The sequence below is a fragment of the Ruegeria sp. BC3 genome, assembly GCF_056539265.1.
Genome location: NZ_JBQFUP010000003.1, coordinates 51245 through 78024, shown reverse-complemented (window position 1 = coordinate 78024; position 26780 = coordinate 51245). Strand labels below are relative to the sequence as shown.

Genomic DNA, 26780 nt, shown 5'->3' with positions numbered 1-26780 from the left:
TTTCTCTGCGCACTGGAATCCCGGTCTAATATCCGCGTTGGAGAGCGCGAATGACCAGACGCACACAAAATCGACGGGCCCGGGCGGAAACGCAACCGGTTGCCACAACCGGGCCGCTTCACGTCGGAGGGGCCTTGAAGCCTTTGTCGACTGCAGAAGCAGACCGGATCGTGGACCATGCCTTTGATATTCTTGCGAATGTGGGCATGGCGGGCTTGCCGGACGTGGCCACCGAACGAGCGTTGTCTGATGGGGCAGCCAAGCGCAGCGATGGTCGATTGTGCTTTCCCAAGGACATGATCCTGCGCGCCTTGGACAGGGCGCCTTCACAAGTGAACCTGCCGGGGTTTCTTTCCGCGCGCGACCTGCGGGTCGGGGGCGGGACCGTGCATGTCGGCACCGGCGGCGCAGCGGTGCAAGTGCTGGATGCGGCGAATGGGGTCTATCGTGATAGCCATTTGGCCGATCTCTACGATCTGATGCGGGTGCTAGAGGCCTCTCCCAACATCCATTACGGGCTGCGACCGGTCGTTGCCCGCGATCTGACCGATCCGTTCGAGTTGGACGTGAACTCGGCCTTTGCCTGCATGAAAGCCACCTCGAAACCGATCGGCATCAGCTTTTGCGAGGCCGATCATATCGCCCCGATTGTCGAGATGTTCGATCTGGCCCTCGGCGCGCCCGGAGCGTTTCGCGAGCGGCCGTTTTGCATGGCGGTGATCGTGCACGTGGTTCCGCCGCTGACCTTCGCGGCCGAAGGTATCCAGATGTTGGAGCAGGCGGTCCAGGCGGGCATGATCCCACAAATCTGCTCGGCCGGGCAGGCGGGTGCGACTAGTCCAGTTACCCTGGCCGGGGCGCTGGCGCAGGGGATGGCAGAATGTCTGGCCGGATTGGCCGTGGTCGACGGTCTCCAACGCGGAGCGCCATGTATCTATGCGCTGATGCCGTTCATCTCGGACCTGCGCACAGGCGCGATGAGCGGCGGTGGGGGCGAAGCGGCCATCGCAAACGCAGCAGCGGCTCAGCTGCTGGCTCATGTCGGGCTGCCTTCAACCGTGTCCGCCGGTATGACGGATTCCAAACTGGTGGATGCACAGGCCGGATATGAAAAGGGCTATACCGTGGCTTTGGCAGGTCACGCCGGGGCAGACATGATCAACCTGTCCGTCGGGATGCTGGGGTCGATCATGGTCGCCAGCCCCGAGGCTATGGTCATCGACGACGACATGTGCGGAGCGATCCTGCGGTCGATCAAAGGGATTGAAGTGTCCGATGCCACGCTTGATCTGGCGGCAGTGGAACGCGTGGTCACGCAAGACGGACACTATTTGGGCGAGGCCGAAACCCTCAACCGGATGAAGACGGATTACTATTATCCGACGCTTGCCGACCGGCAGAGCGTGGATGATTGGATCGACGCAGGCAGACCATCGGTCTGGGATCGCGCGCTACACCGCGTGGCGGAAATTCTGGCAAGCCCGCCGGCAACGCACCTAAGCTCGGAAGCAGAGGCGCACATTCGTGACCGCTTTCCAATCCGGCTTGAGAGATGAAAGGAACTCTGATGCACGTCTTTCGCAGTATGATCATCGACGCGGATATCGACAGGGTCTGGTCCGCTGTGCGCGCCTTTGACGGTGTCGTGGCCTGGAACCCCGGCGTGGATCGGGCCGAACTTGAAAACGGTGCCCCAACCGCGATTGGGACAGTGCGAAACCTGAGTATTCCCGATGGCACCACCTTTCGTGAAACCCTGCTGGCGCATTCCGATGCTGATCACTTCTATACCTACGATATTCTCGAATGCCCGTTGCCAGTGACAGATTACGTCTCGACCCATCGGTTTATCCCGATCACGCACAGTGGTCAGACGCTGGGCATATGGGAAAGTCGATTTGATTGTGCGCCTCAGGATCGCGCCGAGATGGAGCGTATCGTGGGCGATGCCATCTATATCGGCGGCATGACCGGATTGAACGCTTACCTGAAAGGAGAGTGAAAGTGGCCGATACGCTTGCCCCCCGCGCCGTGATTGGCGTTATGACCCCGGCGATGAACACAGTTGTTCAGCCGGAGCTTGAGCTTTTGCGCCCCGAAGGTGTGACCAACCAGATGCAACGATTTCGGCTGGGTGGCGACAACATCTCGGATGATCTGCCGGATGAAGCTGTCAAGCTGATGGATTGCAAGCCAGCGGCCATCGCCATTGGGCTGACCACGGATGCAGGCCCCGGCGGACCGGACAAGCTGAAGGCGCGGTGTGATGAGATTGCGGAACATGTCGGTGTGCCCGTTCTGGGGGCATCCGGCGCGGATTATGCAGCCTTGCGCGCGCTCGGTGCGCAGCGCGTGGGGATCGTAACCCCGTTCAATGCCGAGGTCGACGCGGTCGTGCGCGCAAATACCGAGGCCGCCGGGTTCGAGGTTGTCGCGATCCATGGCACCCAAGCACCATCCCTGCCTGAGATTTGCCAAACGCCGTTGGACGACATTCGCGCGGTGTTCGCCCGGGTGGCTGCCTCGGACTGCGACGTGATCCTGCAGGTTGGAACTGCACTGCCCGTAGTGGCCCTGATTGCCGAGCTTGAGGACACACACGGCAAACCCATCGTCGCCTGCAATGCAGCGGTCTTTTGGCAGACCCTGCGCAGCATCGGGATCACCGATCCGATTTCCGGATTTGGCAAACTGTTGGAGCAGCACTGAATGCGAACACATGCCGAGGTTGTCGTAATTGGCGGCGGAGCCGTCGGGGCGGCCATTCTGTATCACCTTGCTCAGGCCGGTATCACCGAAACAGTCCTAATCGAGAAAAACGAACTGACCGCAGGGTCCACCTGGCATGCGGCGGGCAATATTCCGACCTATGCGAATTCATGGCTGGGGATGCGGGCCGGGAACTATGCGTGGTCTCTGTACAAAGAGCTTGCAAAAGACCCCGAAGCGCCGATCACCTACCGCCATACTCAGGCGATCTGGCCCGCGCATACTCCGGAACGTATGCAACTGTTCCAGCACCTGTGCGGTGTTTCGCGTTCGGCTGGGTTCGAATTGGCGATGCTCAGTCCGGATGAGATCGAGGCGCGGCACCCTTATTGGCAGGCTGACGACACCGTGTTGGGCGGCATTCTGGACCCTTACGAAGGTGACATCGACCCCAGTCAGTTGACGCAGGCGCTGGCCAAGCATGCGCGCGCTTTGGGGGCCGAGGTGCGCCGGTTTACCCGCGTGACCGGGTTGACCCAACGACCAAACGGCGAGTGGGAGGTCGAGACCCCGGATGGAACAGTGGTGGCTGGAACGGTGATCAATGCGGCGGGGTCCAGCGGTGCAATGATTGCGGCCATGGCCGGGCTGCAGCTGCCGGTGGTGACGCTGGAACATCAATACATGGTGACCACAGCGTTGCCTCAGCTTGAAGAAGACACCGCTTTGTTCCCGCTGATCCGGGATCCTGACATCCGGTTCTACCTGCGGCGGGAACGTAATGCGCTGTTGCTGGGATCCTATGCGCATGAAGGGCGTCCGGTTTGGCAAGACGGAGTGCCTGCCGATTTTGACCACCAGCTTTTCGCCGATGATGTGGATGGGATGATGGCGGTATTCGAGGCCGCTGCGGCCCATGTCCCGATCCTGGTCGAGGCGGGCGCGCAGCGCTTTGTGAACGGCCCGATCCCCTATGCGCCCGACGCCTTACCGCTGGTCGGCCCCGCGGGTGGTGTGCGCAACTTTTACCACGCGACCGGTGTGCAAATTGGCATCACGCATTCCGCAGCGATCGGTAAAGCCATGGCTGAATGGCTCACGGGCGGAGAGACCGAGTGGGACTTGTCCGCCTGGGATCCGCGCCGATTTGGCGACTGGGCCACTCAGGACTATGCGGCGGCACGGGCGTCCGAGCACTATGATCTTCAATACGCTATTCCCTATCCGCACCGGATTATGCCGTCCGGTCGTCCGGTGAACAGAACGCCGCTGTACGATCAACTCAAGGGGCAGGGGGGCGTGATGGGCCAGATCGGCGGATGGGAACGCGCATTCTGGTTCCAGCGTGAGGGCATTTCAGAGACTGGCGCGCTGAGCTTTGGGCACGAGCCCTGGCAAGATGCCGTTCGTTTGGAATGCGAAACCGTACGCGATGCGGTCGGCATCATGGATCACGGCGGTTTTACCAAATACCTTGTTGAAGGGCCGGATGCGTTCGACGCTCTGAACGCTTTGATTTGCGGTACGCTGCCGCCAGTTGGGCGGGTCCGTCTGTCTTACATGCTGACGCCCCAGGGCCGCATCTGGTCCGAGGCGACGATTGCCCGTCTGGCCGAGGATCGGTTTCTGCTCTGCGGTCCAACGCTGGCCGTGGATCGGGATTTTGACTGGATTTCTCAAAGCTTTGGCACAGCTAACGCCACGCTCAGCAAAGGTTATGACCATGACAGCGCCTTGCTTGTGATGGGCCCCCGCGCGCGCGATGTGTTGCAGGCGCTGACATCCGCGGATCTGCAAGCGCCGTGGATGAGCGTTGCGGAAATTGATGTCGCCGGAGTGTCGGTGACCGCATTGCGCGTCAGCTATGTGGGTGAGCTAGGCTGGGAATTGCACGTTTCCTCTGAGGACCTGGAACAGCTCTACGCGGCGATCTGGCGGGCCGGGCAGGATTACGGCATCTGCAATTTTGGCTCTTACGCGCTGAACGCCATGCGGGTCGAGAAAGGCTATCACGGATGGGGCGCGGACTTTGGCACAGAATATACACTGTTCGATGCAGGCTTGTCCAAGTTCGCCAATCTGTCCAAAGGCCCGTTTTGCGGTCGAGAAGCCGTGGTCCAGCAACAGCAAACTGACCCCGAATGGAGCTTTATTGGGTTGGAAATCACCGATCTTGGCCCCGAGCCCCTGCCATCCGACCCCATCGTCAAAAATGGAGAGCTGATCGGCTATCTGACCTCGGTATCGATGGGGTATCGCACAGGCAAGCTATTGGCGCTGGGGTATGTCCAGCATGGCAGTTTGGCGATGGGTGAGGCGTGCCATGTTCAGGCATTCGGAGAGATGCGTGGCGCGACCCGGCACAGCCATCATGTGCATGACCCCGACAACACCCGGCTGCGCGCTTAACCGAACCCGTCGTTGCGGGCCGCCCACTGGGCCAGTGTCTGGCTGACATCCCAAATCGGGCCACTTTCCTTGTCTTCGGACCGGATAAGGGCCCGCCAACAGATGTCGATGCCATCCTGACCCACCCGCAACCCGACGATGCGTCCCGCGTTTATCGCGGGGCGCACGGCCCAACCAGCCAAAACGCTGCTTCCCTGTCCGGCGGCGACAAGCTCGACTATAGCCTCTGGCAGCTCAACGGTTGCCGCCCAGCGGGGATAGCGTCCCGACGGGCGAAACAGGCGGGCGAACTCCCGGTCGGGTTCCGGGGTCAGGGCATAGGTGATGAAGTCTTCGTTCTCGATATCCGACCCATCGACATAGGGTTTCCCTGCCAGACGGTGATGTGGTGGGACGATGAACTGCAGCTCGTCCCGGAACAAGGGCACCTGATGTGTCCCAATGGGGCGGGTTTCACCCGAGGTGATAACGATATCGACATGCCGATTGGTCAGCGCAAGAACAGGATCACGCGTTACGTTGGCCATGACCTGTAGTTCGATGCCCGGCAAATGCTTGCGCAGCTCAGTGCTAAATGCGGGTAACCAGTGATAGGTGCTGTACGCCTCAATACCGATGCGCACCACATGCTCCACCCCGCGATCCATTCGGCGGACATCCCTCTCAGCCTTGTCCATTTCGCCGAGGACGCGGTCGGCCATATCGGCCAGATACTCTGCCGCCGGAGTCATGCGCAGCCGTTTGTGCATACGGGTGAACAAAACCATGTCCAAACGCCGTTCGGCTTCGCGGATGCGATGGGACAAGGCAGAGGGGGTCACACCCAGCGCATCGGCCGCGTCCGTGACGCGCCCGTGTTTCGCAATGGCCTGGATCATCTTGAGATGCCGGAAATCCAGAAGCGGCCCGTCAGCCATTGTGTCACCTGAGAGAAATTCATGTTTTCGCGTAATTGTTTGAGCTTGATTGCTTAACCGGTCAAGGCAGAATTGCTTGGGCATTTGCAACAATTGCGCGTCTTCGGCGATGTTGCCCCAGCGACCTGATTGATCCCTTTGCAACGGGCAAGCCCTTTCTCAAAGGATCCCGATTTGCGTGTAAGCGCTTACTGGCATAGAGTGCGCAAATTGAAATTGATTAATCCGATGTTTGAGTTGTGACCTGAGTGAGTTGTTCTGGCCTGAATTGTCGAGGTGCCCGCGGTGCTATCGGATATAGCAAACGTCACGCCTTTGGAGACGATGACAGAGATCAGAGACCGGATAGAGGAAACGGACAACCGCGCCGCAGTTCGCTCGATGTATTCTCCAACCAGCCTGAGCAGGTACGCTTCTGATGCAGTTTAGACATAACACGGAATGGGCAGATGACCCGCTGACAGAGATGCATCCGCGGCCTCTGGAATGGATTGAACACGCAGACGACATCCACAAGAAGGTTGTTCTGGTGGACTGGATGCTGGGCAACCGCTGCAACTATGCCTGCAGCTACTGTCCCGCTGCGCTGCATGATGGATCAATAGGATGGCAAAGCCTCGAAGACGTCGTAGGCATGATTGAGGCGCTGCAAGAACACTATCAGGAAGGTCTGGGCAGTCAGGTGTGGCTGCAACTGACCGGGGGCGAACCAACGCTGCACCCAAAGATCAAGGACATTCTGAGTGCCGCCCGCGCGCATGACATGAGAGTCAGCTTGATCTCCAATGGATCGCGGACCGAGCGGTTCTGGCAGGTCATTCGCGACAAGCTGGACTCCTTGATCCTGACCTACCATTTGGAAGAGGCGGATTTTGAGCATGTCCGCCGTGTTATCGCAATTTTGTCCGAGGTGATCCACGTTCAAGTCAACATCACCATGAACCCGGATCGCTTTGACGAAAGCTATGACGTTGCGCGTAAGCTGGGGCAGGAATTCCCGCGTATTGGGATTGTTATGAAGCCCCTGCGGCTAGAATTTCGCAACGAGCTTTATCCTTATAGCGATGAACAGCTTGCCAAGATGCGCGAGCGGATGTCCAACCCCGGTGGATCGGGCGGCAAGCTGCGCCACCCTCGTGGGATCATGGTTCGAAACAACGCTGATGGATCGCGCGAGACGTTCCGGCCCAATGAGTTCATTATGCGTGGAGAAAACCGCTGGAAAGGCTGGACCTGTGACGCGGGGATCGAGTCTTTGCGCATTGCCGGAGATGGGGGCGTGTTCCGCGCCGTATGCGGTGTCGGAGGGCGCATTGGAAAAATCGGCGGTGACATCGCTCTGCCCGAGGGGGCGGTCATTTGCACGAAAGAGTCGTGCTCCTGCGTCGCCGACATCCTGATCTCAAAATTCAAGTGGGATTAACGTCGCCTACCGCTGCCATCAACTGGATTCAACGCCGCTGAAAACCGCAAGCGGATGACGCCCGTCACCGCCTTACTTGTTTTCGAGCGGTCAATTTTTTATACTGTTTTACACATTTATTTTGGATTTTTTGATGTTCACGAGTGTATTTGGTTTGCCCGAGTTGCGACAGCGTAGAGCGTGTTCCGGCGGCCAGTTCGGGGGTATTGATGACAAAGGCCAGCGACCCAAAAGCTCGACCTGAAGTTGCGAAAAAAGGCGCTCAGAAAGTGTCTGACCTTTATGATTTCGTACAGTCTCCTGAATGGCAGGAGGTGCTTGAAAATGCAGGGAAACAGCAGGGCGTAGCCCAGGCTGCGCAGGCAAAGAACACCAATCAGGGTGCGCAGGCGGGGGCAGGCCACAAAGCAACAAACAACTCAACTTCTGGTAACGCGGCCCGAAAAGGGGCTGAAGAAACAGCGCCGCAACCTCAAACAGTTCGGAAACAGACAAAAACCGCCTCTGCTGTTCCGCAAGGTGAGTCGGCAACAATCCCGCCCAAAAAGGCAGAAAGCAGCCAAAACGTCAAAACGGACGTGGGTGTTCCCGGAAATGCTGCCGCATCGCTAGACGCCCAGAACGAGAACAAAAAACCAAATCAGGATGCGGTGCAGGACGACAGCGCTCCTGTCGATACCGGCTCTAGATACAGCGAAGCAGATGCTTTGGCCGCGGAACCCAGTCTGCGGTTGTCCGAGGGTGAGGTTGCCGATCGCCTGCGCAAAACCCTTCTGGAGCGGATGGAGGATCAAAAGCGCAGTCGTCGCAAGCTGAAGGTTGGATTTGTGGCCATCGGATGCGTCATCGGAGTTGCGGCTTCTTCCTCGGTGTTTCTTGCGATGTCTGATCGTGGCACCTCAGCACCTGTTGAAAGCGCCGGGCTTGCCAGTGAAGAAACCGAATTGGCCAGTCGAGAGCTGTTTCAGGATACCGAAACAGGTGCGTCTGACCCGACGGATGAGCAGGCTGGTTTAACGGCCAGTGTCTTTGATGCACCGACCGGTTCGTTGCCGTCGGATGAGACCATAGCCGAGCCGGAAGACGTGGCGGCGTTGACCGATCCCGTGTCAAATCCTGAACGGTCTGGCGAGGTCGAGCCAAAGTTGCTCAGGTCGGCCCCAAGCGTCCGGCCTTTCGTCCCGTCCTTGACTCAGCCGCCGCTGCCGTTGACGTTGCTCAGTTATCGACCGAGGGAAGAGATGAATCTTGGCTTTGTGCGGTTTCAGTCCACACCAGAGATTTTCAGCACTTCCGTCGCGCTGCTAGAAGAGGCTGTGACAGGATCACGGCCCGAAGACTTCTTGGCCGGGGCCATGACCACTGCAGTGCGTGCGCCTATTGCTGTGGAGCCAACGGAAACGCCGTTGGCCCGCCAGAGCGCTCCTACCGTTCCGGTACAGCCCGAGGCTTTGGTCTTTGTGCCACCGCAGGTGCCCGTTGGACAGGCGACACTGTCCGATCAGGCGTTGGTGTATCAGCCGCAAATTCGTGGTCTGGATGTCGGTACACCCCGCACACCCCGCGCGGGTCTCGCTCCACCCGAGGCACTGGCGTCCTTGGACATCGAACAAGCCCCAATCGCGCCCCCGCCAGTCGCGCTTCCGCCAATGGTGCCTGAGGCAAGTGGTTTGCAGGCCGTTTCACTCGATCCGTCAATCCAGTCGGAAGATACTGTCATTGCTTATCAAGGGGTTGATCCCCTGGGGCCGGAGCTGTTCGAAACCGCTGCGCTGTCAACAGAGCTAGAATCCCTCCCACCAGAACCGCCCGCATCTTCAGAGACATCCATCCCGCCCGAAGCGATTGACCGTACGACGGTTTTAGAAGTTGAGGTCACGCCGGATGACGCTCCACCGCCAGCTGCGCGGGTGGCCTTCAGGCTTTATGCGCCCAGCAACCTGCCGCAGGGTGTCGTGGACTCGGTTGTAAGCGGCCTGACGACCACGGGTCATGAGCTAAGCGGGCAGGCGCGGGTCGGGTTTGGGATCAGCCAGTCCAACGTTCGATTTTACCATCGTCAGGACGAGGCCCGGGCCGCAGCCCTTGCCAAAGATGCAGGCGCTTTGTTGCGCGACTTTACGGATGCCGGCACAAAAACACCCACCGGGATCATCGAACTGTGGCTGGCCGGAGAGGGGGCGGGCGTCGCTGCGGTCAAACGGACCACGCGCCAAACCAGTGCTCGAGCGCCAGCGCCAACAAGCCAAGTTAATCGCCTGAGAAGTCAGGTTCTGAGCAAACTTAAAAAAGCGACGACCCAATGAGGGTGGTCTTGAGTTACAATGCAAAGGATTCGACCAATTTTGTGTACTGTTAATTATTTCCCACGGGGTTTCTAACGATGACGGATAGAAGACTGATCGGCATAGTTACCGCGCTGTTGTTTCTGACCACGTCGCAAGGCGCGCGGGCCGAACTCACGCTTGAGCAGTTGCTTGTGATTGATGAGATGCTTTCGACCAACGACATTCAGGCATTGTATGCATATCTTGAAAGAAACCCGGAATTGCTGACGGGTGAGGATGAGCTGTCGCTTGAGCTCAGAAGCTTTCATGAGGCCGCGTCCGTTGGTGACGTCAATCTTGGGTATGCGACCGCAGCGTCCGCCCCAGCGGATAGCAGCCTGTCTGACAACACATTCACAACCCAGCAGCACTGAACCGGATGACCGAAATGCAAGCCGTTGGGCGATCGAACACACCTAAGATCGCCTATGTGATCGAACCGCGTTTTTCGGGCGGCACGTCGGCCGCTGTGGCTGCTGAATTGCCGGTTGCGGCTCAGTTCGGGCAAGTGGTCGTACATGCGATCACGTCCCGGACTTTTGGTGACAATCAACATGTCTCGCCGGTTTTGCGGCGGATGCTGGACGAGCTGAATATTCCGCTGATCTGGGATGCGCCACGGATCAGCGCGGATTTCGTGTTTCTGCACAACCCGTCCTTTCTCAAGCATCAGGACACGCTGAACACCAGGATCATTGCCCGGGATCTATACGTGATCACGCATGAGAATTTCCTGCGACCGGGCGGGGCCGAAGGGTTCGATGTTGCGGCCTGCCTCAACCAGATTGAGGCCTCGACGATTTCGCTGAGAAAAACCCTGGCGCCCATCTCACCTTATAACCGACGCACTGTCACAGAATGGCTGGACACATCCCGCGTGGCGCGGCTTTGGGATGTTCTGGACACGGACTGGTTCAACATTTGTCAGTCCGACATGCGCGGCCCTTGCGAAAACCCACAGGATCGCCGCGGACGCCATTCACGTCCGGGGTTCGAGAAATTTCCGGCAATTGCCGATCTGGAAAACTGTTTTCCGCCACATTCTCAGTGCAATGTCATCCTTGGGGCGGATGCTTTGTTGAATGCCCGTGTTCTGCGCGCGCATTGGAAGTTGCTTCCCTTCGACGCCATAAGTGTGGAAGAGTTCTTTGGAATGATTGACTTTTTCGTATATTTCACAGCGCCGACCTGGCAGGAAAGCTTTGGCCGGGTCGTGGCCGAGGCGATCGCCGCGGGCAAGGTGGTTCTGACCAACCCCGACACCGGGGCCACTTTTGGAGATGCGCTTCTGACCTGTGAACCGGCCGGAGTGAACAAAATCATCGCGGATCTGGTCGCCCATCCGAACAAGTACCATGATCAGGTGGCCAAGTCGCAAGCGGCGCTCAAGGCTTACTCTGCAGAGAATTTCAAGACGATGCTGTCCGGCATTCTGTCTGCCGACAGCGGGGTGCATGCATGATTTACGTCGAAGCTGGCACGCGTTCTCTACGGTCCTTCGATGCGCAGCTGATCTTTGCTGAACAGCTCGCGGCGCGCGGCTTTAATGTCTGTATTGATTCCGAGTATTTTCCCGAAGACCCGGGCCGCGGCAGGTTCTATGAGGCGTCCAAGTTTCTGGCCGATCCCGAAGAGCATAAAGCGCAGACAGTGTTCGTTCTGGGCGCGGAGGAGATCGACGATCAGCTTCTTGCGTCGTTGCGAAAGAAAGAACTGGATCCAAGCGTTCCGGTGATCGCGACTGGACGGTTTCCGACTCAGCAAAGCTATGTCGCTGCCAAGGCACGTCTGGCTTATGCGTTGGGACGCGAAGTTCGGGTGATGGACCTGACCGATTTTCAGCCGCGTCCGATGCTCGCAGCGACGGCAAGCCCTCTGGTCTCGGATGTAAGGTCTCCCTCCCGACGTCCTGGCAGGGCCTTGCCAAATGTAACCGTTGTTTTGGGTTCAATGGAGCTGGACAACCCCGAGACGCTTTCGTGCTTTTCAAGGATGAGCAGCCAGGGCGGCTATAACCTCAAGCTGATTGTCAGCGGGGCTCAGAACGAAGCCATCAAAGCCTCGCCGTTTCACGATCTGTCCACCTATATGTATACCGGGCTCTCTCCGCTGAGCCTGGCCAAATCCACAGATATTCTGGCGAAGTTCGGCAAAGGTATTGCCGGTGTGCGCATGGCTGCCTTTGCGGTTGAGCTGATCGCCACGGGGGGCGTGGCAATTGACTGCACCGAGGACGAAGCACTTATGGCGTCAGGTGCGCCTGCGCTTCTGGGGCCAAAGACACCCTTTGCTTTAGACGGGTATCTGACGGGCCAGGTCATCGGCAATGTCGCGCACATCGCCGAACAGGCTGCCAAGTCGCAGTGGATGCATACGGTAGATATCTCTCGTTTGGAAACGGCTGCTGGCCTAAGACCCAAACAGCGCAAACCTGCGCGAGCCGAGGCAAAAACACTGTTCGTTCCAACAAACGGCGTCGGGTTGGGGCATGCCCAGCGGTGCGCGGTCATAGCGCGCGAGATGCCCGAGGCCGCACCGAAAATGTTTGCGGCCTTTCCAAGCTGTGTGCCGTTGGTGCGCCGTGAAGGCATTGATTGCATCCCGCTGGTTCAGCGCATCGACACAAAGACCAGTGCCGACGGCAATGACGTGCTGACCTATCGTCGTCTGAGCGCCGCTTTGCGATACAACGACACGCTGGTTTTCGATGGGGGCTATGTCTTCGACTCCGTCTATCGCGTGATCCGCGAGCGCAGTTTGTCGGCGGCTTGGATTCGGCGCGGGTTGTGGCCCGAAGGCCGCTCGCGACAAACCATGCTGCGCCGCGAAGGGGTGTTTGACCGCGTAATCGTACCGTCCGAGGCGTTTGCGGAACTGAACGACGCCTACAGTTTTGGTGATCACGTGCATTATGTCGGTCCGATCGTACGTCATGTGGAGCAGTCCGCGGACGACAAAGAAAAGCTCAGGGCCCGGTTGGCTGAACGGTTCGGCCGGGATTTCAAGCAACTGGTGGTCAGTATGCTGGGCGGTGGCGTCGCCTCGGACCGCTCGGCGCAGTTGCAGGCGATCTCAAGTATGATCGAGGTACGAAATGATTGCCTGCATCTGGTCGTGAGCTGGCCCGGCAGTACGGTTCAACCGGCGGCGTTCGGCTGGAAGAATACGCATGTGGTTCAGACGCTTGAGGCTACCAAGCTGTGCCTTGCTGCTGATCTGGTTATTTCTGCGGCGGGGTATAACTCGGTCCTCGAGATGCTTTACCACCGGATTCCTGCGATCTTTATCCCGCAATCGGCGCCGTATCTGGATGATCAGGAACGCCGCGCGCGGGCAATGGCCGACCGCGATCTGTGTGCCGTGATTACCGAGCGGGAATTCATGAAGCTTGAGCGCACAGTGACAGACTGTTTGGATCATGACGGAACTGCGTTCTATCGAACCGCGTTGAACGCGTTCAAGTTGCCTGAAACAGGGGCGTCCAAGGCGGCTGCCCTGCTGACCGGATTGGGGGCCATAAATGAAGGATAGCATTTGGTTCGAAATCCTCAGTCGCGCGTCGCCCAACAAACCGGTGTCGCTTGACGATCTGATGAATGACGATCAGAGCCCGCAGTCTTTGGGCAAGGTCGTATTCCCGCAGATGCGGTTTGCGCCTGCTGTAAACCTCTGGCCAAGAGAGCAGGGCGGACCGGTCTACATCGGCGTCCGGATTCTAGAGCCGCCAGAGACGCCGTACACAGTCGCAAGACTGTTAGCTGCAGCTGCGCTGGAGCGGGACGTATGTCCGATCATCCTTAGCCGGGTCGACTATTGCGGGCTTGAACGGTTCGGATTTCGGGTCGAACGGATTCCCGAAGACCCCAGCGCCGCGCAGGCCGCCGAGGAAGAAATCGGGAAGTACTGGGATCTGGCGATTATCATAAACGGGCATGAAATCGGGATGCTGCGCTAAGCTCCACTGACTATGGAGGGTTCGGTGAAGATTGTGACCGGCGGCCAAACGGGTGTCGATCTGGCGGCCTGGCAGTACGCGCTGGATAATGGCATCGCCTATGGTGGGTGGGTGCCGAAAGGACGTTTGAATGAGGCGGGCCGCATTCCCGAACGCTTCAAGGGGCTGACCGAAACCCAGTCCGAAGATGTTGCTGTGCGCACAAAGCGAAACGTGCAGGCTTGCGACGCACTGTTGGTATTTGTTGACGGTGCAACCAGCCCGGGAACTCAACTAACCATTGATTTTGCGAAAGAAATCGGAAAGCCCTGTCTGGTGGTCGACTTGCGGCGGGGGGCCGGGGTATGTGCGGACCAGATCAATTCGTGGATCATGTCACACCCGGCGACCATAGTGAACATAGCGGGCCCAAGAGAAAGCGAAGCACCGGGCGTCGGTGCACAGGTGACTGCAGTGTTGCAGCAGGTTCGTTTTCCAATAGATACCAACAGCTGATTGGGGACCGTGAAGATATACGACGTTTCGCCAGTAGGCGCAGCGCCATTCGGTTGATAGGGTCGGGACACGTGATTGCGAAGGCCAGAATTCATGCGAGCAAATACCGGCGGAGAGATCGATTTCGACAAGGTCCTGATCGTTGATGACCACCCATTGTTCTGCGACGCCCTGTCGATGACGCTGCAAAGCGTTGCGCAAATTGGCGAAATCCACACAGCCGACAGGTTGGGCCGGGCAATCGATCTGATGGTCGACGGGTTGCAACCAGACGCTGTCATGCTGGACCTAAACCTTCCCGATGTTGACGGGCTTGAGGGGTTGGCACGCGTAAAGGCTGCAACAGACGCGCCGGTTATTGTGGTGTCGTCAATCTCGGACAATCGCGTCATCAGCCAGGTCATTCAGGCCGGAGCCTCCGGCTATGTGCCCAAACACAGCCAACGCGACGTGTTCCGTACAGCCTTCGAGGCCGTCCATGCGGGAACTGTCTTTGTACCTGAGGGCTATGTGCTGACCGAAGGTGATGCAGACACAGAACAAAGCGATGCCGTGAACCGTTTGGCGACCCTGACAACCCAGCAGTCGCGCATCCTGCAGCTTATCTGCGAGGGCAAGTTGAACAAGCAGATCGCCTATGACCTTTCGATCGCAGAAACCACGGTCAAGGCGCACGTCACCGCAATCATGCGCAAACTCGGCGTACAAAGCCGTACGCAAGCGGTGCTTCTGGCGAACAAAGCCTCGCTGAACAGTGTCTTGCAAGACTGAGCGTAAGCGCCATATCTTAAGGGAACGTCGCGCTTTAGGGAGGAGGGCACGATGAACCAAGCAGTCGGGTGGGCGACAGCCGCAGCCCGTGCGCCAGGTATCGTCAAAACAGGTTTTGTTCATCGAGATACGGATCAGGCAATTGCAAAGCTTGCCGGGTCGCTTGGTGATGATGCCTTGGCATTGGTCATCCTGTTCGTCAGCCCCGGCGCAGATGCTGCCGAGGTTATTGCCGATGCTGCCGACGCCTTTGATCCAACCCCAGTGATCGGATGCACCACGGCCGGAGAGCTTGCGGATTGCGGCTATAGCGAAGATCAGATCGTTGCCATCGGCTTGCCTTCGTCGCATTTCGAGGCACGGACGCTTCTGGTGCCCGACCTTGACGCGTTTTCGGCGCAAGAGATCATCGACCAGATGATCCGCAACCGCAACGACATGGCCACCTCGGCGCCGGATTGGCGGCATGAGTTTTCTTTTCTGATGATCGACGGTCTTTCCACGAAAGAGGATTTGCTGACCTCGGAATTGGCCGTTGGGTTAGGACCGGTGCCATTGTTTGGCGGGTCGGCAGGGGACGGAACGCGTTTTGGCAATACCTATGTTCTGACCGACGGGCAGGCTTTGCAGAACGCCGCCATTTTGACTCAGGTCCGAACACGGTGCCCGATCAAAGTGTTCAAGACGGATCACCTGATGCCGACCGGGCGGCGTATGGTTGTGACCAAAGCCGACCCCGCAAACCGTGTGGTGCAAGAGATCAATGCCGAACCCGCAGCGCGCGAATATGCACGTCTGCTAGGAAAAGACCCGGAACAACTCACGACCTTTACGTTTGCCGCCCATCCGCTGGTCGTTCAAATCGGTGGTCAACATCACGTGCGGGCCATTCAGCAAGTCGCGGGTAATGGAGATCTGGTGTTCTTCTCGGCAATTGACGAAGGGTTGGTTCTGACGCTGGCGGAACCTCGGGATATGGTCTCGCATTTGCAGGAGGAAATAGCCGCGCTGACGCAGGATGCACGTCCGGACACGATCTTGGGGTGCGATTGCATCCTCCGCCGCCTTGAAGCACAGGAGAAGCAAAAGACGGGTGAGCTGTCCCGCCTGCTGTCCGAGAACCACGTGGTCGGGTTTTCGACATATGGCGAGCAATACAATTCGATCCATGTGAACCAGACGCTGACAGGCGTGGCGATCTATCCTCCGGAAGGTGGGTAGACGATGATTGAATCCCTCACCGACCCCAATGACCCGCTGGACCGGCAAAACGAGAAGCTGCTGAAGATCGTCGCGGCCCTGATGCGGCGGGTTGAGGAATCTACCGATGCCTCGGGCGCAGCTTATGCTCAGTTTCAACGGGCCGCCATGTTGGAACAGGAGGTCCGTGCGCGGACTGATGAGCTTGAGCGCGCCCTTGAACTGCTGAACGACTCCAATGCACGTCTGGCGCTTGCAAATCAGGAAACCGAGGCCGCACGAGCAGATCTGGCAAACGCGATTGAGGCCGTGCAGGAAGGTTTTGCGCTGTTCAACCGGGATGATGAACTGGTGTTGTGCAACAGCCGGTTTGGTCTGCATATGCCTGACATCAAGATCCGATTGGTTCCCGGATTGCGGTTCTCGCACTATGCAGAACTGGTGAGCCGGTCGAAGTTTCTGTCTCTGCCCAAAGCGATCGCACCCGAGGATTGGGTTGAACGTCGCCTAGCCCGTCATGCGGACGATCACGTTGTCTTTAACGTCCGTCTCAGCGGCAATCGCTGGATGCAGGTGTCCGAGCATCGCACCCCGGATGGCGGCACCGTAATCCTGCAGACAGACGTGTCTGACATCATGCGTTTCGAGCGGCGAGAGAGGGATCGTATCCTTGACGACAAGGCCCGGTTAATCCGGGCAACGTTGGAACATATCGATCAGGGCGTCTGTATTTTCGACAGCGCTCTGCGCCTTGTGGGCTGGAACAACCGCGCTAGCGCTTTGCTGGCCATTCCCAACGCACAATTTCAGATGGGCGCCCGGTTTCAGACGGTGTTCAATCGGCTGAGCGCCACGATCCGTTTCGAAGGCGGCGTCAGCGACGCGGACTTGCTGGCCTGGGTCAACCGCTCGACAGAACGTCCGCCGCTGCAGTTCCAGATGCACAGCGGAGGGGCCAAGATCCTGTCGGTCTTTGCGCAGGAGATGCCCGATCGTGGTTTCGTAATTTCCTTTACGGATGTCACAGACGAAAGAAAGGCCGCGCAAGCTTTGGTCGAGGCTAAGGAACTGCTAGAACAACGCGTCGCGTCCCGCACCATGGAACTGGCTGACGCGCTGAGCGACGCTGAGCGTGCCAATGCATCAAAATCAAGGTTCGTCGCGGCCGCCAGCCACGATTTGCTACAACCGCTGTCTGCGGCGAAACTCTATGTTTCGACCTTGGGCAGCGGGTTGGACGCAGCCGAGGCACAAGCGGTTGCGGCCAAGGCAGAAAGCGCGCTCAATAGCGTTGAGCATATTCTTGAAGCGCTTCTGGATATCTCGAAACTGGACTCGGGTCGTGCGTCGGTGCACCTGTCCGCAATCCCGGTCGCAGAGTTGTTTTCCCAGATGGAGGATGCCTTTGGGCCGGTGGCTCAGGCCAAGGGACTTGGTTTGCAGTTCGTAAGCAGCAGCGCGGTGGTCAAAAGTGACGCCAGCTATCTGCGGCGCATCCTGCAAAACCTGTTGTCGAATGCGATCCGCTACACAGATCACGGCAAGGTTCTGGTCGGTGTCCGGCGCAAGGGGCAGAACCTTTCGATTCAGGTTTGGGACACTGGCGTCGGTATTGCTCCAGAGCAGAGAGATGTTGTTTTTCAGGAGTTTAAACGGCTGAACTCTGACGCCAGCGCGGCCGAGGGGATGGGGCTGGGCCTTGCAATCGTGGAACGCGCCTGTGGTTTGCTGAACCATCCGATCCATTTGCACTCGGAACCGGGGCGAGGGACCGGTTTCTCGGTCGAGGTTCCCACGGTGCGCCCGAAGTTGACTGCGCCGACTGAGGGGGCGGTGGCAGCACTTTCGTGTCCCGATGTGCTGCAAAGAACGGTCGCGCTTTTGATCGAAAGCGATGACAGTCTGCGCAGTGCGCTTTGCATGACGATGGAGACATGGGGCGTTCAAGTTCTTGAAACGGCCAGCAGGGAAGAGGCCTCAAGTCTGCTGAAAGAGATAGGTATCTTGCCCGATGTCATCGTTGCTGATGACCAGTTGGCCGAGGGCCAGACGGGGACACAGGCCATTGCCCAACTGGCCCAAGAGTTCGGGCGCTTGCCGGGTTGCATAATCTCAGCCGACCGCTCGACCGCGTTAGAGCAGTTTTGCAAGGATGCGGGCTTTCCCTTGCTGCACAAGCCACTTGATGTGCAGCGGCTTAAATCTGTACTTGAGGCCTTGGTTCATTGACGCTTAGCGCCTGAGCGTTGCTCAGGATGGGCGCTGCTTGCCAACTGTTCGCATCATCTGCCGGACATAAAACCGTGGTGCGACGCGGTTCAGAAGATTGGCAATCCGAGCCACGCGTCCAACCGGAATGTACTCCTTGCGCTGCTGATAGCCGTGCAAGATCACCTGCGCCGCCGCCTCTGGTTCCATGTAATCGATCCCGTCCGTGGCCGAGCCGGGCCGGACAAAACCGTCGCCTGCCGCCTCGGGTCGCCCGATATTGGTCGCCACGAAAGACGGTGCCGCGATCGAGACCCGCACTCCGTGCGCAGCCTCCTCGGCACGAAGGGACTTAAAAAAGCCTTCCATCGCATGTTTGCTGGCAGCATAGGCAGTGCGGTGAATAAGCGGCGCAAAACCCGCGACGGATGAGATCGCCAGATGCGTACCCTTGGCTGCTCTAACGGCTTTCAAGAAGTGCTGCGCGCAGGTCACGGCGGAAAAGTAGTTGATTTCGAACAGATTCCGGTGCGCGCGCATCTCACTTTCGGAAAAGGCTGAGATCTGCGAGACGCCCGCGTTGTAGATGATCAGATCAATCGAGTCCGAGTCGTGCAGAATCCGGTCACACGTGTCTGCGCATTGGTCAGGATCCGTTAGGTCACAGGCGTAGGTACTGACATCCTCCCGACCGGCAAGCGCGTCCAGTTCAGGGCCGGGCAGGTCGATCAGGACCGTGTGCCAGCCGGTTTCCCGCAAAGCGGTCGAAAGCGCGCGACCCAATCCGCCTGCGCCTCCGGTAATCACCGCGGTTGGTTTCATTGAGCAGCCTCCCACCAGTGTTTGAACGCCTCAGCGCTTGTGAATCTGGGGCGATATCCGAAATCGCTTTTGAGAGCGGCGTTGTTCAAAACGGGGCGGTACAAAAGAAACCGCACCTGTTCCGGCCCATAGCGTGACAGACGCAAAGGGCGGGCGATGGCCAATGCCGCCTTGACCAAACCGGGCGACAGCCAGCGAACCGTTTTGCCCATCTCTGAGGCGATCTGCGACACGCTCAGCGCGCCGTCGCCTGCAACATTGAAAACACCGGCTGGGCCGTCCGTCGCAGCACGCACGAGAATATCTGCCAGATCTTCGTCCCAGATGAATACGAAAGGACTGTCTGATCCTTTCAACCCCAAAAGACGCGGCTTTTTGAAAAGGGCGGTTATCTGGTTTTCGACCTTCCGGCCCAATACCGTACCCACGCGCAATACGACCTGTTCCAGATCGGGTGCGGTTCCTCTGGCATCTGCCAACAATTCTTCTACCAGGCGTTTGTGCCAGGAATAGGCGAACTCCTGATTGCCGCGTATCGCGTCCGTTTCTCGCAGCGGGACAGGGTTATCGGCATGGTATCCGTATGCTGCCCCGGACGAGGTTACCACCAGGCGGCGCACCCCTGCTGCGATCGCGGCGTTCAGAACGTTTCGTGTGCCTTCGACATCGACCTGATACTCCAGCTCTCTGGTCGAGTTCGGCCCTGGTGTCACGATCGATGCAAGATGCACGATGGTATCTGGCGTTCGGTCAAGAATGACATTCAAAGGTGCGTTGCCCGTGACGTCCATCATTATGAAACGGGCGTTCTCGGGCAGGTTTGCCGGTTCGCGAATGTCAGTGGCGGTAATGGTGATGTCGGTACGTTCACCCAGGCGACGCAGCAGGGCGGACCCCACCGCACCCGCTGCTCCGGTGATCAGGATGTGGCGCATTCGGGAACCTCTCGTCGTGAGAAAAAGGCGGCCAGCGCCAGCCCCGAGATTGCGTGCCAGATGCCCCACAATGCTGCCGCAACGGCCATGCCGCCGAGTCCGCCGAAAAAGGCAAAGATCAGGATCAGGCCAAGGCCCGAATTCTGTATCCCGGTTTCAATGGTGACCGAGCGGCGGTCGCGTTCGGACAGGTTTGCGGCAGTAGCGGTCAGGTATCCCCCCAGAAAGGCCAGCGCGTTATGCAGGATTACGATCCCGATGATCCCGGTAGCAAACCGTTGGAAGTTCTCCCAATTTGCCCCCAGAGCGACGACAATAAAGGCTATGAAAATCGCCATGGACAGCCATTGCATCGGACGGCGAATTTTATCGGCAAAAACGGTAAAGCGTGCATTGACCAACATCCCCAGGATCAACGGCAAGATCAGCATGAAGCCGACCGTAATGGCCACTGCAACTGGGTCGATCTCGGTCCGTTGTAAGATTTCGCGTGTCGGTCCATAGAGGTTGCCCCACAGCGCAATATTGGCGGGCGTGATCAGGATCGCGCCCACGGTGGCAAAGGCGGTCATGGATACGGAAAGCGCTACATTCCCACCCGCGCGGTGCGTCATAAAGTTCGAGATGTTCCCGCCGGGGCAGGCCGCAACAAGGATCAACCCCATCGCAACCGAGGGCATCGGATTAACCACCAGAAGCATCAGGAATGTAATCGCAGGCAGAACCAAAAACTGTGAGGCCAGCCCGACCAGCAGCGGTATGGGTCCACGTACGATACGCCGGAAGTCATCCATCCGAAGATCCAGTGCGATCGAGAACATGACGATCGCCAGGATTGCGTTCAGAAGCTTCAGGTTGCCAGCATCGAAGTTCAGCGCGACGTCGTCGATCCCGCTCATGACTGGGCCGCTTTCAGGGCGGCGATCTGGCCGGTGACTTCCCCTCGATAGGTCGCCTTGTCGACGTAATAGGCCATGCGGGGCAGGTCGATGTAGTTCATGCCGCCAGTCGCGCGTTCAAACCCTTCGGATTTGGTAGCTTGGATAGCCTTTGCCGCCGTGTTGCCGGATTTGAGTCCCGCGATATAGCGCGCGACCATCTCGGCCTGTTCATGGCGACCCTGCCAGCCGAGGCCCGAGGCCTCGATCATGCCCAGCACGAACAGGTCGTCGCGATTTGGGTGCATGCAGTTCAGATACAGATGCGGGGCGTCTCCTTGCCAGTTCAAATGGGCCTTGTCGATGAACGGATAATGCAGCTTATAGCCGGTTGCTGCCAGAACCATGTCATAGTCTGCGCTGCTGCCATCGCGGAAATGCACGGTCTTGCCTTCGAACCGTTCCACATCTGCGCGGACCTTCAGATCGCCATGCCCGGCGTGGAACAGGATCAGCGAGTTCACCACGGGATGGGATTCGTAAAGGGCGTAGTCGGGTTTGGGGAAGCCATATTTCTGCGGGTCACCAACGAACCATTTCAGGATTGCTCCGTCGACCTTGCGCTTGAGCCACATGGGCAGCTTGATTTTCCCGCCCATCGTGTCGGCAGGAACGCCGAAAACGTATTTGGGTACAAAGTAATACCCGCGGCGCATCGAGATATCGCAGGACTGCCCGTGGTGAATGGCGTCCACGGCGATATCACAGCCCGAGTTTCCGGCCCCGATGACTAACACACGCTTGCCTGTGAACTGCGTTGGGTAGCGGTAGTCCGACGCGTGAATGATCTCGCCTGTGAATTCACCTTCGAACTGTGGCATGTTCGGTTCGGACAGGGTGCCATTGGCGATCAGAACGCCGGCAAAGGTTTGGCTATGCTCGGTGCCATCCTTGTCGCGCCATTTCACGTCCCAGCCGCCCGCGTCCAGCGGCGTGGTGCTCAGAACCTCGGCACCGAAGTGAAAGTGCTCATACAGGTCAAACGCCTTTGCGAAGTCGCGGAAATAGGTCTTCAATTCGCGATGCGACGGGTACTCCGCCGTTTCTTCCAACATGGGGAAGTCGGTGAATTCAGTCATCTTCTTCGAGGAAATGAGGTGGGCGGTCTCGTACATCGTGGACCGTGGTGCATCGATGTTCCACAGACCACCCACATCATCTGCCAGTTCAAATCCCTGAAATGGCACTCCCTGCTCGACAAGCGTCTTTGCCATCGCCAGACCCATCGGTCCGGCTCCGATCAGAGCATAACACTCCTCCGGGCGAGCCTTCACCGTGACCGGCTGGCCCGCTCCTACTTGCACCTGTTCCATGCGTCTCTCCTCCCGCAATGCTTTTATCTTGAACGATCGTTCGAAATAAGGCAAACTGGTTTTTGAAATGGCACAACACGCTGTAAAAGAAAGAAAAAGGGCACCTTCGCAGCGATCCATCGCGGCGCGAGAGCGTATTCTTGACGCTGCGGAACTCGTCTTTGCCGAGCGGGGATTCGAAGGTGCATCGATTCGCGACATTGCCGAACGGGCGCAGGTTCAGAAGGCCAATGTGAACTTTCACGGTGGCCCCAAGGATGAAATGTTCGAGCGCATCGTCGCGCGTCGCGCCAGCGAATTGTCTCAGGAACGGCGTCAGGCCATAGCGCAATTGGACGCACAGGGCGAATGGGATGCGGCGGACCTCATCTCGGCCTTCATGCGACCGCTTCTGACCCGCGCGTTTGGCAAGGATCGCCAATGGCTGGCCTATGCACGTATCGTGGCGATCGTATCCGCGGATGCGCGCTGGCATGCGCTTGCGAAAACCCATTTCGATCCAGTCGCGTCGCTGGTCGTTCAGAAGTTGTGCGCGCGCTACCCTCAAGCTGACCCGGCGCGGGCTGCAGGAGCCTTGGTTTTTTCGGTGTCGTCGATGCTGGCGTTGTGTACGTCTGAGTGGCGGATCACCGCGCTGTCCGGACCTGATGGTCAACCGGACCCCGAGGACGCAATCCAGAACCTGCTGCAATTCTGTCAGGCCGGGCTTGCCAGTGTTCTTGAGCCTGCCAAGTGAGAGCCTTGGGCTGGCTACCTGGCTGCCAATCTGCCTCCTCAACTTGAAGTTATGGGCCCAACCGTATCAATTACACCTGCGCGTTATTATCTTGTTATTAACGATTTGGAGCGTGGGGTGACATGACAGACAAAAAGGACCGCCTGACCGCGGAGGAGGCGAGGGGCCTGCGCACGGCCAAAGAGCTTGAAGCCCATCTGGCCTGGTTGGACACGTTCACGCCCGCAGCCTTGGGCGTTCTGGCAATTGCATCGGGGATCTACACCTATCTCGGAGTTTCGTCCCTGTTGGAGGACAATGGCGCGGTGACCTTTTTCGCCGCCGTCGCGTACTCCATCGCGGTTTCCGTCGGTATCTTTGTGTTCTGGAGCTACATGCTGCGCTTGTTGCCGTCGATGCGGACGGCCAGCGGGTTCATTGGCTTGACGATCTCCACGATTGTGGGCTCGGTCGCGATCATTGCGATGTCCAGTTGGCTGAACGCCGCTGCACTGGCCGGGGCGGCTGCAGTTGAGCAGCACCTCGAAAATACCGTGCGCGATTATCAGGCCGCGCTTGAGCAGGCCCATGACATCGCGCTCAGTGGTCAGGCCTTGGGGCGTGAGGTCGAACGCGCGCGCCAGAGCTTTGAAGAACTGGCCGAGCTTGAGCAGTCCGGGGATTTGTCGGGCACGGCCGGAAGGGGCGCGGTGTTTCGGGTTCTGACCCAAAAGGCCGAAGAGCTGCGCAATCTGGAAGAGCAGATCGCCAATCAGCAACCATTGATCGAAGACGCGTTCCAGCAAGGCAATGCGATCCTCGCCACAATGCGCGAACTGACCGTGGCACCGGGGCCGGTCGACCGCCGCTCGGTTCAGTTTTCCGAAGAAAGCGTCAAACTGGCCGGGGTGATTTCCCGCCTGAACCAGTACAATGTCGCGCCGCTTGTGGCGCGGGCAGCGCAGGATTTGCCCTCGTCGGTCGTTTTGCCCGAGCTTGACGGGCGTAGCTCCGAGGTCCGAGACGCGCAGTCCTCGACCATCAACTCAGTCCTGAATGCGTTGGATCAGCGGGGCAAAACCCTGCAGAACGCTGCGGAAGAGGCGCTGGAAATCGAGCCTCCGATTGAGACGGCGTACAATCCAATCTCCAGTGCCGACGCTGTGATCAAATACGCCCACAACTTTGTGCCGTCCTGGGCTGGGGCCATCGCGATTGATCTGCTGCCCGCCGTGCTGGTGTTCGTTCTGGCGATCACGCAGGCCGCTATTCGCAGCGGAAAGGATGGTATGAGTATCGAGGACACTCTGACCCTTTCCGACCTGCGTGCCGCAATGAACGCGATGAAGGATGTTGAGGCGACGATGGGCGTCGCCGACGCGGCAATCCTTGATCGCGCAGCGCCGAAAAAAGACGAAACATGATGGGGTTGCTGTCCAAAGTTGATCTGCGCACGGGGTTGCGATACGTGCTGGTGCTTCAGTTGGGTATAGCGGGTGTCCTGATCCTGTCGGACGTAGTTGATGTCGTGCAAAACCCATTCAGGCCCGGAGTTGAACTGCCGACGGGGCCGATCTCACCGGGGGACCAACGCCGCGAGTACCGCACTGACCGCACGGATCCGACGCTATTCCCGCAGGACCGCCCGCTAGACGTGCCGGTGCCTCAGAATTTTCCAACGCGACTGGAGTTCAAGGAACAGACGGTCGACGATCTGGGGCGTGTCTTGCTTGTGAGTGGTCAAATCGAATCCGGGGACGCCGAGCGGTTCAGGTCATACTTGTCCGGCATGCAGGACCAACCCGATCTGGTGGCGCTGCACAGCCCCGGTGGCAAGGTGTCCGAGGCGCTGTTGATTGGCGGTCATATCCGTGAGGCCGACCTGTCCTCGGCGGTGCTGGAGGGTGCGGTTTGCATGTCTGCTTGCCCGTACATTCTAGCAGGCGGAGTCGAGCGTCTGGTATCGCTACAGGGCATTGTGGGGCTACATCAGCACTACTATGACCAGCCGCGCCTGATCCCGGTCGTCTTTGCTGTTGAGGGCATTCAGAAAGGGCAGGGCGAAACGATGGAACATCTGATCGACATGGGCGTTGATCCGGCGTTGATGCTCTATTCGCTGAATACACCGCCGGATCAAATCTATGCTCTGGTCGAAGAAGAACTGACAGAGACTCGTATCGCAACGCAAATTCTGGAGTGAATAAAGGCCCTGAAGGTGGGCCTTTCACATCAGTTCCGGAATGCCGCAATCAATTCCTCAGCCAGCGGCAGAGAGGAATACCCCTGCCGGGACGGGGTCAGACCCAGTCGGACCACGACCATGTTTTCCGAGGGGAAGACGCCGATAAACTGCCCGTCATGGCCCTGCAACCAGACGGCATCCTCGTAGGGCGGCAAGTCACCCGGAGATTCCAGCCACAGGTGCCCTTGGGCATACGCTCCATCCGACACGGCGACAGGTTCAAACATCCAATCCGTAAAGCCTTCGGGCAGGATTTGCTGTCCGTTCCATTCGCCTTGCTGCAGCAGCATTTGCCCAAAACGCGCCCAGTCCCGTGCGGTGGCGTACATATAGCTGGACCCGACAAAGCTGTCCTTCGCGTCGGTTTCAAGCACGACCGATGTCATGCCCAGCGGCGCGAACAGAGCTTGTTGCGGATAGGCCAGACTGCCATCGCCCAGCTTGTCCTGCCAGGCTCGCGACAGAGCGGTCGTCGTTCCGGATGAATAGTTGAAATCCGTTCCAATCTCGCTGGCTGCCGGTTGGTCGGCGGCGAACGTTGCCATGTCGTCGGTGAGAAACAGCATTCTGGTCACGTCCGAAACGTCGCCATAGCCTTCGTTCCACTGCAGGCCACTGGCCATGGCCAGCATGTCTGCAATCGTGATGTCCGCGCGCTGGTCTTCTGCCCAATTGGGGTAACTGGCCGTCAGCGAATCCTCCAGCGACATTTGGCCGGATTTGATCAACGTGCCAATCAGACCGGCAGTCACGGTTTTGGTCATCGACCACCCCAGCAGCGGGGTGTTTTCATCGAACCCTTCGGCATATGTTTCGCCAATGATGCGCCCGTCCTTCACGACGACAACGGCGCGGTATCCTTCGCCAAGAAGCGTCTGGTCCGACAGAATTCGGGCGACCTCTGGGTTCTGGGGAACAGCGACGTTGTTTCCAGCGGGCCAGAGCGCGTCGGACAATGGCGGCAACGCCGCAAGGGATGCATCGCTAAGCGTCGCGTCATGGACATTGGCACAGCCCAAGCCTTCGCGGAATTGCGAGGTGGCCGGCGCAAAGAACCGGAAGATGCGCGCCGTTACCACCTGCTGATCCCGGTCCACGTCGATGGAAATCTGGCGGAGCAGGGGGTGACCCGGTGCCTGCACGTCGACCTTCAAAACCTCGTCCGGGTCACGGCCCGCGATAAAGACGTTGGAACAGACCATCTTGGCCGAATAGTTCGTTCCAACCTTCAGCAGGTCGGGTGGCGCGACAAGCAGATACCCCACGATTGCAACGACACCCACAATCAATGTGCCTGCGACGATCTTTAATGCTTTGACGATCACTCAGTTACCCGAACCGGCCAGACCGGTCTCCTCCTCAGGTTTCACTTGGGGTTGAGTAAAAAGAGTTCGGTTG

23 protein-coding genes are annotated in these 26780 nt (G+C 58.6%); 17 read left to right on the top strand and 6 right to left on the bottom strand.

Going from position 1 to position 26780, the window contains the following annotated elements:
• Window positions 1-50 precede the first annotated feature (50 nt).
• The 4 genes from ACR0MV_RS09330 to ACR0MV_RS09315 are packed head-to-tail and all read left to right on the top strand — an operon-like array spanning window position 51 to window position 5118.
• Window positions 51-1556 carry a trimethylamine methyltransferase family protein gene (locus ACR0MV_RS09330; RefSeq protein WP_480701928.1) on the top strand — a complete coding sequence of 502 codons (1506 nt, stop codon included), beginning with the start codon at window positions 51-53 and terminating at the stop codon, window positions 1554-1556.
• Complete coding sequence (locus tag ACR0MV_RS09325) at window positions 1553-2002, top strand: SRPBCC family protein (RefSeq protein WP_170422243.1); 450 nt, start codon at window positions 1553-1555, stop codon at window positions 2000-2002. The genes ACR0MV_RS09330 and ACR0MV_RS09325 overlap by 4 nt, the downstream gene beginning before the upstream one ends.
• Window positions 2003-2004: 2 nt before the next feature.
• Complete coding sequence (locus ACR0MV_RS09320) at window positions 2005-2709, top strand: maleate cis-trans isomerase family protein (protein WP_480701927.1); 705 nt, start codon at window positions 2005-2007, stop codon at window positions 2707-2709.
• Window positions 2710-5118, top strand: a complete 2409-nt coding sequence (locus ACR0MV_RS09315; RefSeq protein ID WP_480701926.1) for a GcvT family protein — start codon at window positions 2710-2712, stop codon at window positions 5116-5118.
• Here the strand turns inward: ACR0MV_RS09315 and ACR0MV_RS09310 are convergent.
• Window positions 5115-6035 (bottom strand): LysR family transcriptional regulator, encoded by a 921-nt coding sequence (locus ACR0MV_RS09310; RefSeq protein ID WP_480701925.1) that lies wholly within the window; start codon window positions 6033-6035, stop codon window positions 5115-5117. The genes ACR0MV_RS09315 and ACR0MV_RS09310 overlap by 4 nt on opposite strands.
• A 418-nt stretch (window positions 6036-6453) precedes the next feature.
• Here ACR0MV_RS09310 and ACR0MV_RS09305 point away from each other — a divergent pair, with 418 nt between their 5' ends.
• From ACR0MV_RS09305 to ACR0MV_RS09260, 10 genes are all read left to right on the top strand, one after another.
• The gene (locus tag ACR0MV_RS09305) at window positions 6454-7458 is read left to right on the top strand and encodes a radical SAM protein (RefSeq protein ID WP_480701924.1); all 1005 of its coding nucleotides are present in this window, start codon (window positions 6454-6456) and stop codon (window positions 7456-7458) included.
• Between the two features lie 209 nt (window positions 7459-7667).
• Complete coding sequence (locus tag ACR0MV_RS09300; protein WP_480701923.1) at window positions 7668-9764, top strand: hypothetical protein; 2097 nt, start codon at window positions 7668-7670, stop codon at window positions 9762-9764.
• A 77-nt stretch (window positions 9765-9841) separates the two neighbouring features.
• Complete coding sequence (locus ACR0MV_RS09295) at window positions 9842-10159, top strand: hypothetical protein (protein WP_480701922.1); 318 nt, start codon at window positions 9842-9844, stop codon at window positions 10157-10159.
• A 5-nt stretch (window positions 10160-10164) separates the two neighbouring features.
• On the top strand, window positions 10165-11247 hold the full coding sequence (locus ACR0MV_RS09290; RefSeq protein WP_480701921.1) for a glycosyltransferase: 1083 nt from the start codon (window positions 10165-10167) through the stop codon (window positions 11245-11247).
• Window positions 11244-13316, top strand: a complete 2073-nt coding sequence (locus ACR0MV_RS09285; RefSeq protein WP_480701920.1) for a glycosyltransferase — start codon at window positions 11244-11246, stop codon at window positions 13314-13316. Before ACR0MV_RS09290 ends, ACR0MV_RS09285 begins: the two co-directional genes overlap by 4 nt.
• Window positions 13306-13740, top strand: a complete 435-nt coding sequence (locus ACR0MV_RS09280) for a hypothetical protein (protein WP_480701919.1) — start codon at window positions 13306-13308, stop codon at window positions 13738-13740. The genes ACR0MV_RS09285 and ACR0MV_RS09280 overlap by 11 nt, the downstream gene beginning before the upstream one ends.
• A 24-nt stretch (window positions 13741-13764) precedes the next feature.
• Window positions 13765-14235, top strand: a complete 471-nt coding sequence (locus ACR0MV_RS09275) for a putative molybdenum carrier protein (RefSeq protein WP_480701918.1) — start codon at window positions 13765-13767, stop codon at window positions 14233-14235.
• A gap of 93 nt (window positions 14236-14328) precedes the next feature.
• Complete coding sequence (locus tag ACR0MV_RS09270; protein WP_480701917.1) at window positions 14329-15006, top strand: response regulator; 678 nt, start codon at window positions 14329-14331, stop codon at window positions 15004-15006.
• A gap of 51 nt (window positions 15007-15057) precedes the next feature.
• The gene (locus ACR0MV_RS09265; RefSeq protein WP_480701916.1) at window positions 15058-16227 is read left to right on the top strand and encodes an FIST N-terminal domain-containing protein; all 1170 of its coding nucleotides are present in this window, start codon (window positions 15058-15060) and stop codon (window positions 16225-16227) included.
• Window positions 16228-16230: 3 nt separating this feature from the next.
• On the top strand, window positions 16231-18435 hold the full coding sequence (locus tag ACR0MV_RS09260) for a hybrid sensor histidine kinase/response regulator (protein WP_480701915.1): 2205 nt from the start codon (window positions 16231-16233) through the stop codon (window positions 18433-18435).
• Between the two features lie 21 nt (window positions 18436-18456).
• Here the strand turns inward: ACR0MV_RS09260 and ACR0MV_RS09255 are convergent, their stop codons facing one another.
• Genes ACR0MV_RS09255 through ACR0MV_RS09240 form a run of 4 tightly spaced genes read right to left on the bottom strand, consistent with a single transcriptional unit; the run spans window position 18457 to window position 22422 of the window.
• Window positions 18457-19236, bottom strand: coding sequence for an SDR family NAD(P)-dependent oxidoreductase (locus ACR0MV_RS09255; RefSeq protein WP_480701914.1), 780 nt, complete (start codon window positions 19234-19236; stop codon window positions 18457-18459).
• Entirely contained in the window at window positions 19233-20171 is a 939-nt protein-coding gene (locus ACR0MV_RS09250) for an SDR family oxidoreductase (RefSeq protein ID WP_480701913.1), read from the bottom strand. The genes ACR0MV_RS09255 and ACR0MV_RS09250 overlap by 4 nt, the downstream gene beginning before the upstream one ends.
• The gene (locus ACR0MV_RS09245) at window positions 20156-21070 is read right to left on the bottom strand and encodes a bile acid:sodium symporter family protein (RefSeq protein WP_480701912.1); all 915 of its coding nucleotides are present in this window, start codon (window positions 21068-21070) and stop codon (window positions 20156-20158) included. The genes ACR0MV_RS09250 and ACR0MV_RS09245 overlap by 16 nt, the downstream gene beginning before the upstream one ends.
• Window positions 21067-22422, bottom strand: coding sequence for a flavin-containing monooxygenase (locus tag ACR0MV_RS09240; RefSeq protein WP_480701911.1), 1356 nt, complete (start codon window positions 22420-22422; stop codon window positions 21067-21069). The genes ACR0MV_RS09245 and ACR0MV_RS09240 overlap by 4 nt, the downstream gene beginning before the upstream one ends.
• Before the next feature lie 67 nt (window positions 22423-22489).
• Between ACR0MV_RS09240 and ACR0MV_RS09235 the strand changes: the two genes are divergently transcribed.
• From ACR0MV_RS09235 to ACR0MV_RS09225, 3 genes are all read left to right on the top strand, one after another.
• Window positions 22490-23158, top strand: coding sequence for a TetR/AcrR family transcriptional regulator (locus ACR0MV_RS09235; RefSeq protein WP_480701910.1), 669 nt, complete (start codon window positions 22490-22492; stop codon window positions 23156-23158).
• 122 nt (window positions 23159-23280) lie between these two features.
• Window positions 23281-24561: a hypothetical protein gene (locus tag ACR0MV_RS09230; protein WP_480701909.1), complete on the top strand. Its 1281-nt coding sequence runs from the start codon at window positions 23281-23283 to the stop codon at window positions 24559-24561.
• On the top strand, window positions 24558-25340 hold the full coding sequence (locus ACR0MV_RS09225) for a COG3904 family protein (protein ID WP_480701908.1): 783 nt from the start codon (window positions 24558-24560) through the stop codon (window positions 25338-25340). Before ACR0MV_RS09230 ends, ACR0MV_RS09225 begins: the two co-directional genes overlap by 4 nt.
• Window positions 25341-25369: 29 nt before the next feature.
• Here ACR0MV_RS09225 and ACR0MV_RS09220 read toward each other — a convergent pair whose 3' ends face one another.
• Window positions 25370-26707 carry a serine hydrolase domain-containing protein gene (locus tag ACR0MV_RS09220; protein ID WP_480701907.1) on the bottom strand — a complete coding sequence of 446 codons (1338 nt, stop codon included), beginning with the start codon at window positions 26705-26707 and terminating at the stop codon, window positions 25370-25372.
• Window positions 26708-26780 lie beyond the last annotated feature (73 nt).

Excerpts from the sequence above, each read along its gene's own strand:
- ACR0MV_RS09315 (WP_480701926.1), top strand. The coding sequence starts at position 2,710 with ATGCGAACACATGCCGAGGTTGTCGTAATTGGCGGCGGAGCCGTCGGG.
- ACR0MV_RS09280 (WP_480701919.1), top strand. The coding sequence starts at position 13,306 with ATGAAGGATAGCATTTGGTTCGAAATCCTCAGTCGCGCGTCGCCCAAC.
- ACR0MV_RS09265 (WP_480701916.1), top strand. The coding sequence starts at position 15,058 with ATGAACCAAGCAGTCGGGTGGGCGACAGCCGCAGCCCGTGCGCCAGGT.
- ACR0MV_RS09290 (WP_480701921.1), top strand. The coding sequence starts at position 10,165 with ATGACCGAAATGCAAGCCGTTGGGCGATCGAACACACCTAAGATCGCC.
- ACR0MV_RS09305 (WP_480701924.1), top strand. The coding sequence starts at position 6,454 with ATGCAGTTTAGACATAACACGGAATGGGCAGATGACCCGCTGACAGAG.
- ACR0MV_RS09235 (WP_480701910.1), top strand. The coding sequence starts at position 22,490 with ATGGCACAACACGCTGTAAAAGAAAGAAAAAGGGCACCTTCGCAGCGA.
- ACR0MV_RS09230 (WP_480701909.1), top strand. The coding sequence starts at position 23,281 with ATGACAGACAAAAAGGACCGCCTGACCGCGGAGGAGGCGAGGGGCCTG.
- ACR0MV_RS09300 (WP_480701923.1), top strand. The coding sequence starts at position 7,668 with ATGACAAAGGCCAGCGACCCAAAAGCTCGACCTGAAGTTGCGAAAAAA.
- ACR0MV_RS09330 (WP_480701928.1), top strand. The coding sequence starts at position 51 with ATGACCAGACGCACACAAAATCGACGGGCCCGGGCGGAAACGCAACCG.
- ACR0MV_RS09285 (WP_480701920.1), top strand. The coding sequence starts at position 11,244 with ATGATTTACGTCGAAGCTGGCACGCGTTCTCTACGGTCCTTCGATGCG.
- ACR0MV_RS09240 (WP_480701911.1), bottom strand. The coding sequence starts at position 22,422 with ATGGAACAGGTGCAAGTAGGAGCGGGCCAGCCGGTCACGGTGAAGGCT.
- ACR0MV_RS09260 (WP_480701915.1), top strand. The coding sequence starts at position 16,231 with ATGATTGAATCCCTCACCGACCCCAATGACCCGCTGGACCGGCAAAAC.
- ACR0MV_RS09325 (WP_170422243.1), top strand. The coding sequence starts at position 1,553 with ATGAAAGGAACTCTGATGCACGTCTTTCGCAGTATGATCATCGACGCG.
- ACR0MV_RS09255 (WP_480701914.1), bottom strand. The coding sequence starts at position 19,236 with ATGAAACCAACCGCGGTGATTACCGGAGGCGCAGGCGGATTGGGTCGC.
- ACR0MV_RS09225 (WP_480701908.1), top strand. The coding sequence starts at position 24,558 with ATGATGGGGTTGCTGTCCAAAGTTGATCTGCGCACGGGGTTGCGATAC.
- ACR0MV_RS09295 (WP_480701922.1), top strand. The coding sequence starts at position 9,842 with ATGACGGATAGAAGACTGATCGGCATAGTTACCGCGCTGTTGTTTCTG.
- ACR0MV_RS09250 (WP_480701913.1), bottom strand. The coding sequence starts at position 20,171 with ATGCGCCACATCCTGATCACCGGAGCAGCGGGTGCGGTGGGGTCCGCC.
- ACR0MV_RS09310 (WP_480701925.1), bottom strand. The coding sequence starts at position 6,035 with ATGGCTGACGGGCCGCTTCTGGATTTCCGGCATCTCAAGATGATCCAG.
- ACR0MV_RS09270 (WP_480701917.1), top strand. The coding sequence starts at position 14,329 with ATGCGAGCAAATACCGGCGGAGAGATCGATTTCGACAAGGTCCTGATC.
- ACR0MV_RS09245 (WP_480701912.1), bottom strand. The coding sequence starts at position 21,070 with ATGAGCGGGATCGACGACGTCGCGCTGAACTTCGATGCTGGCAACCTG.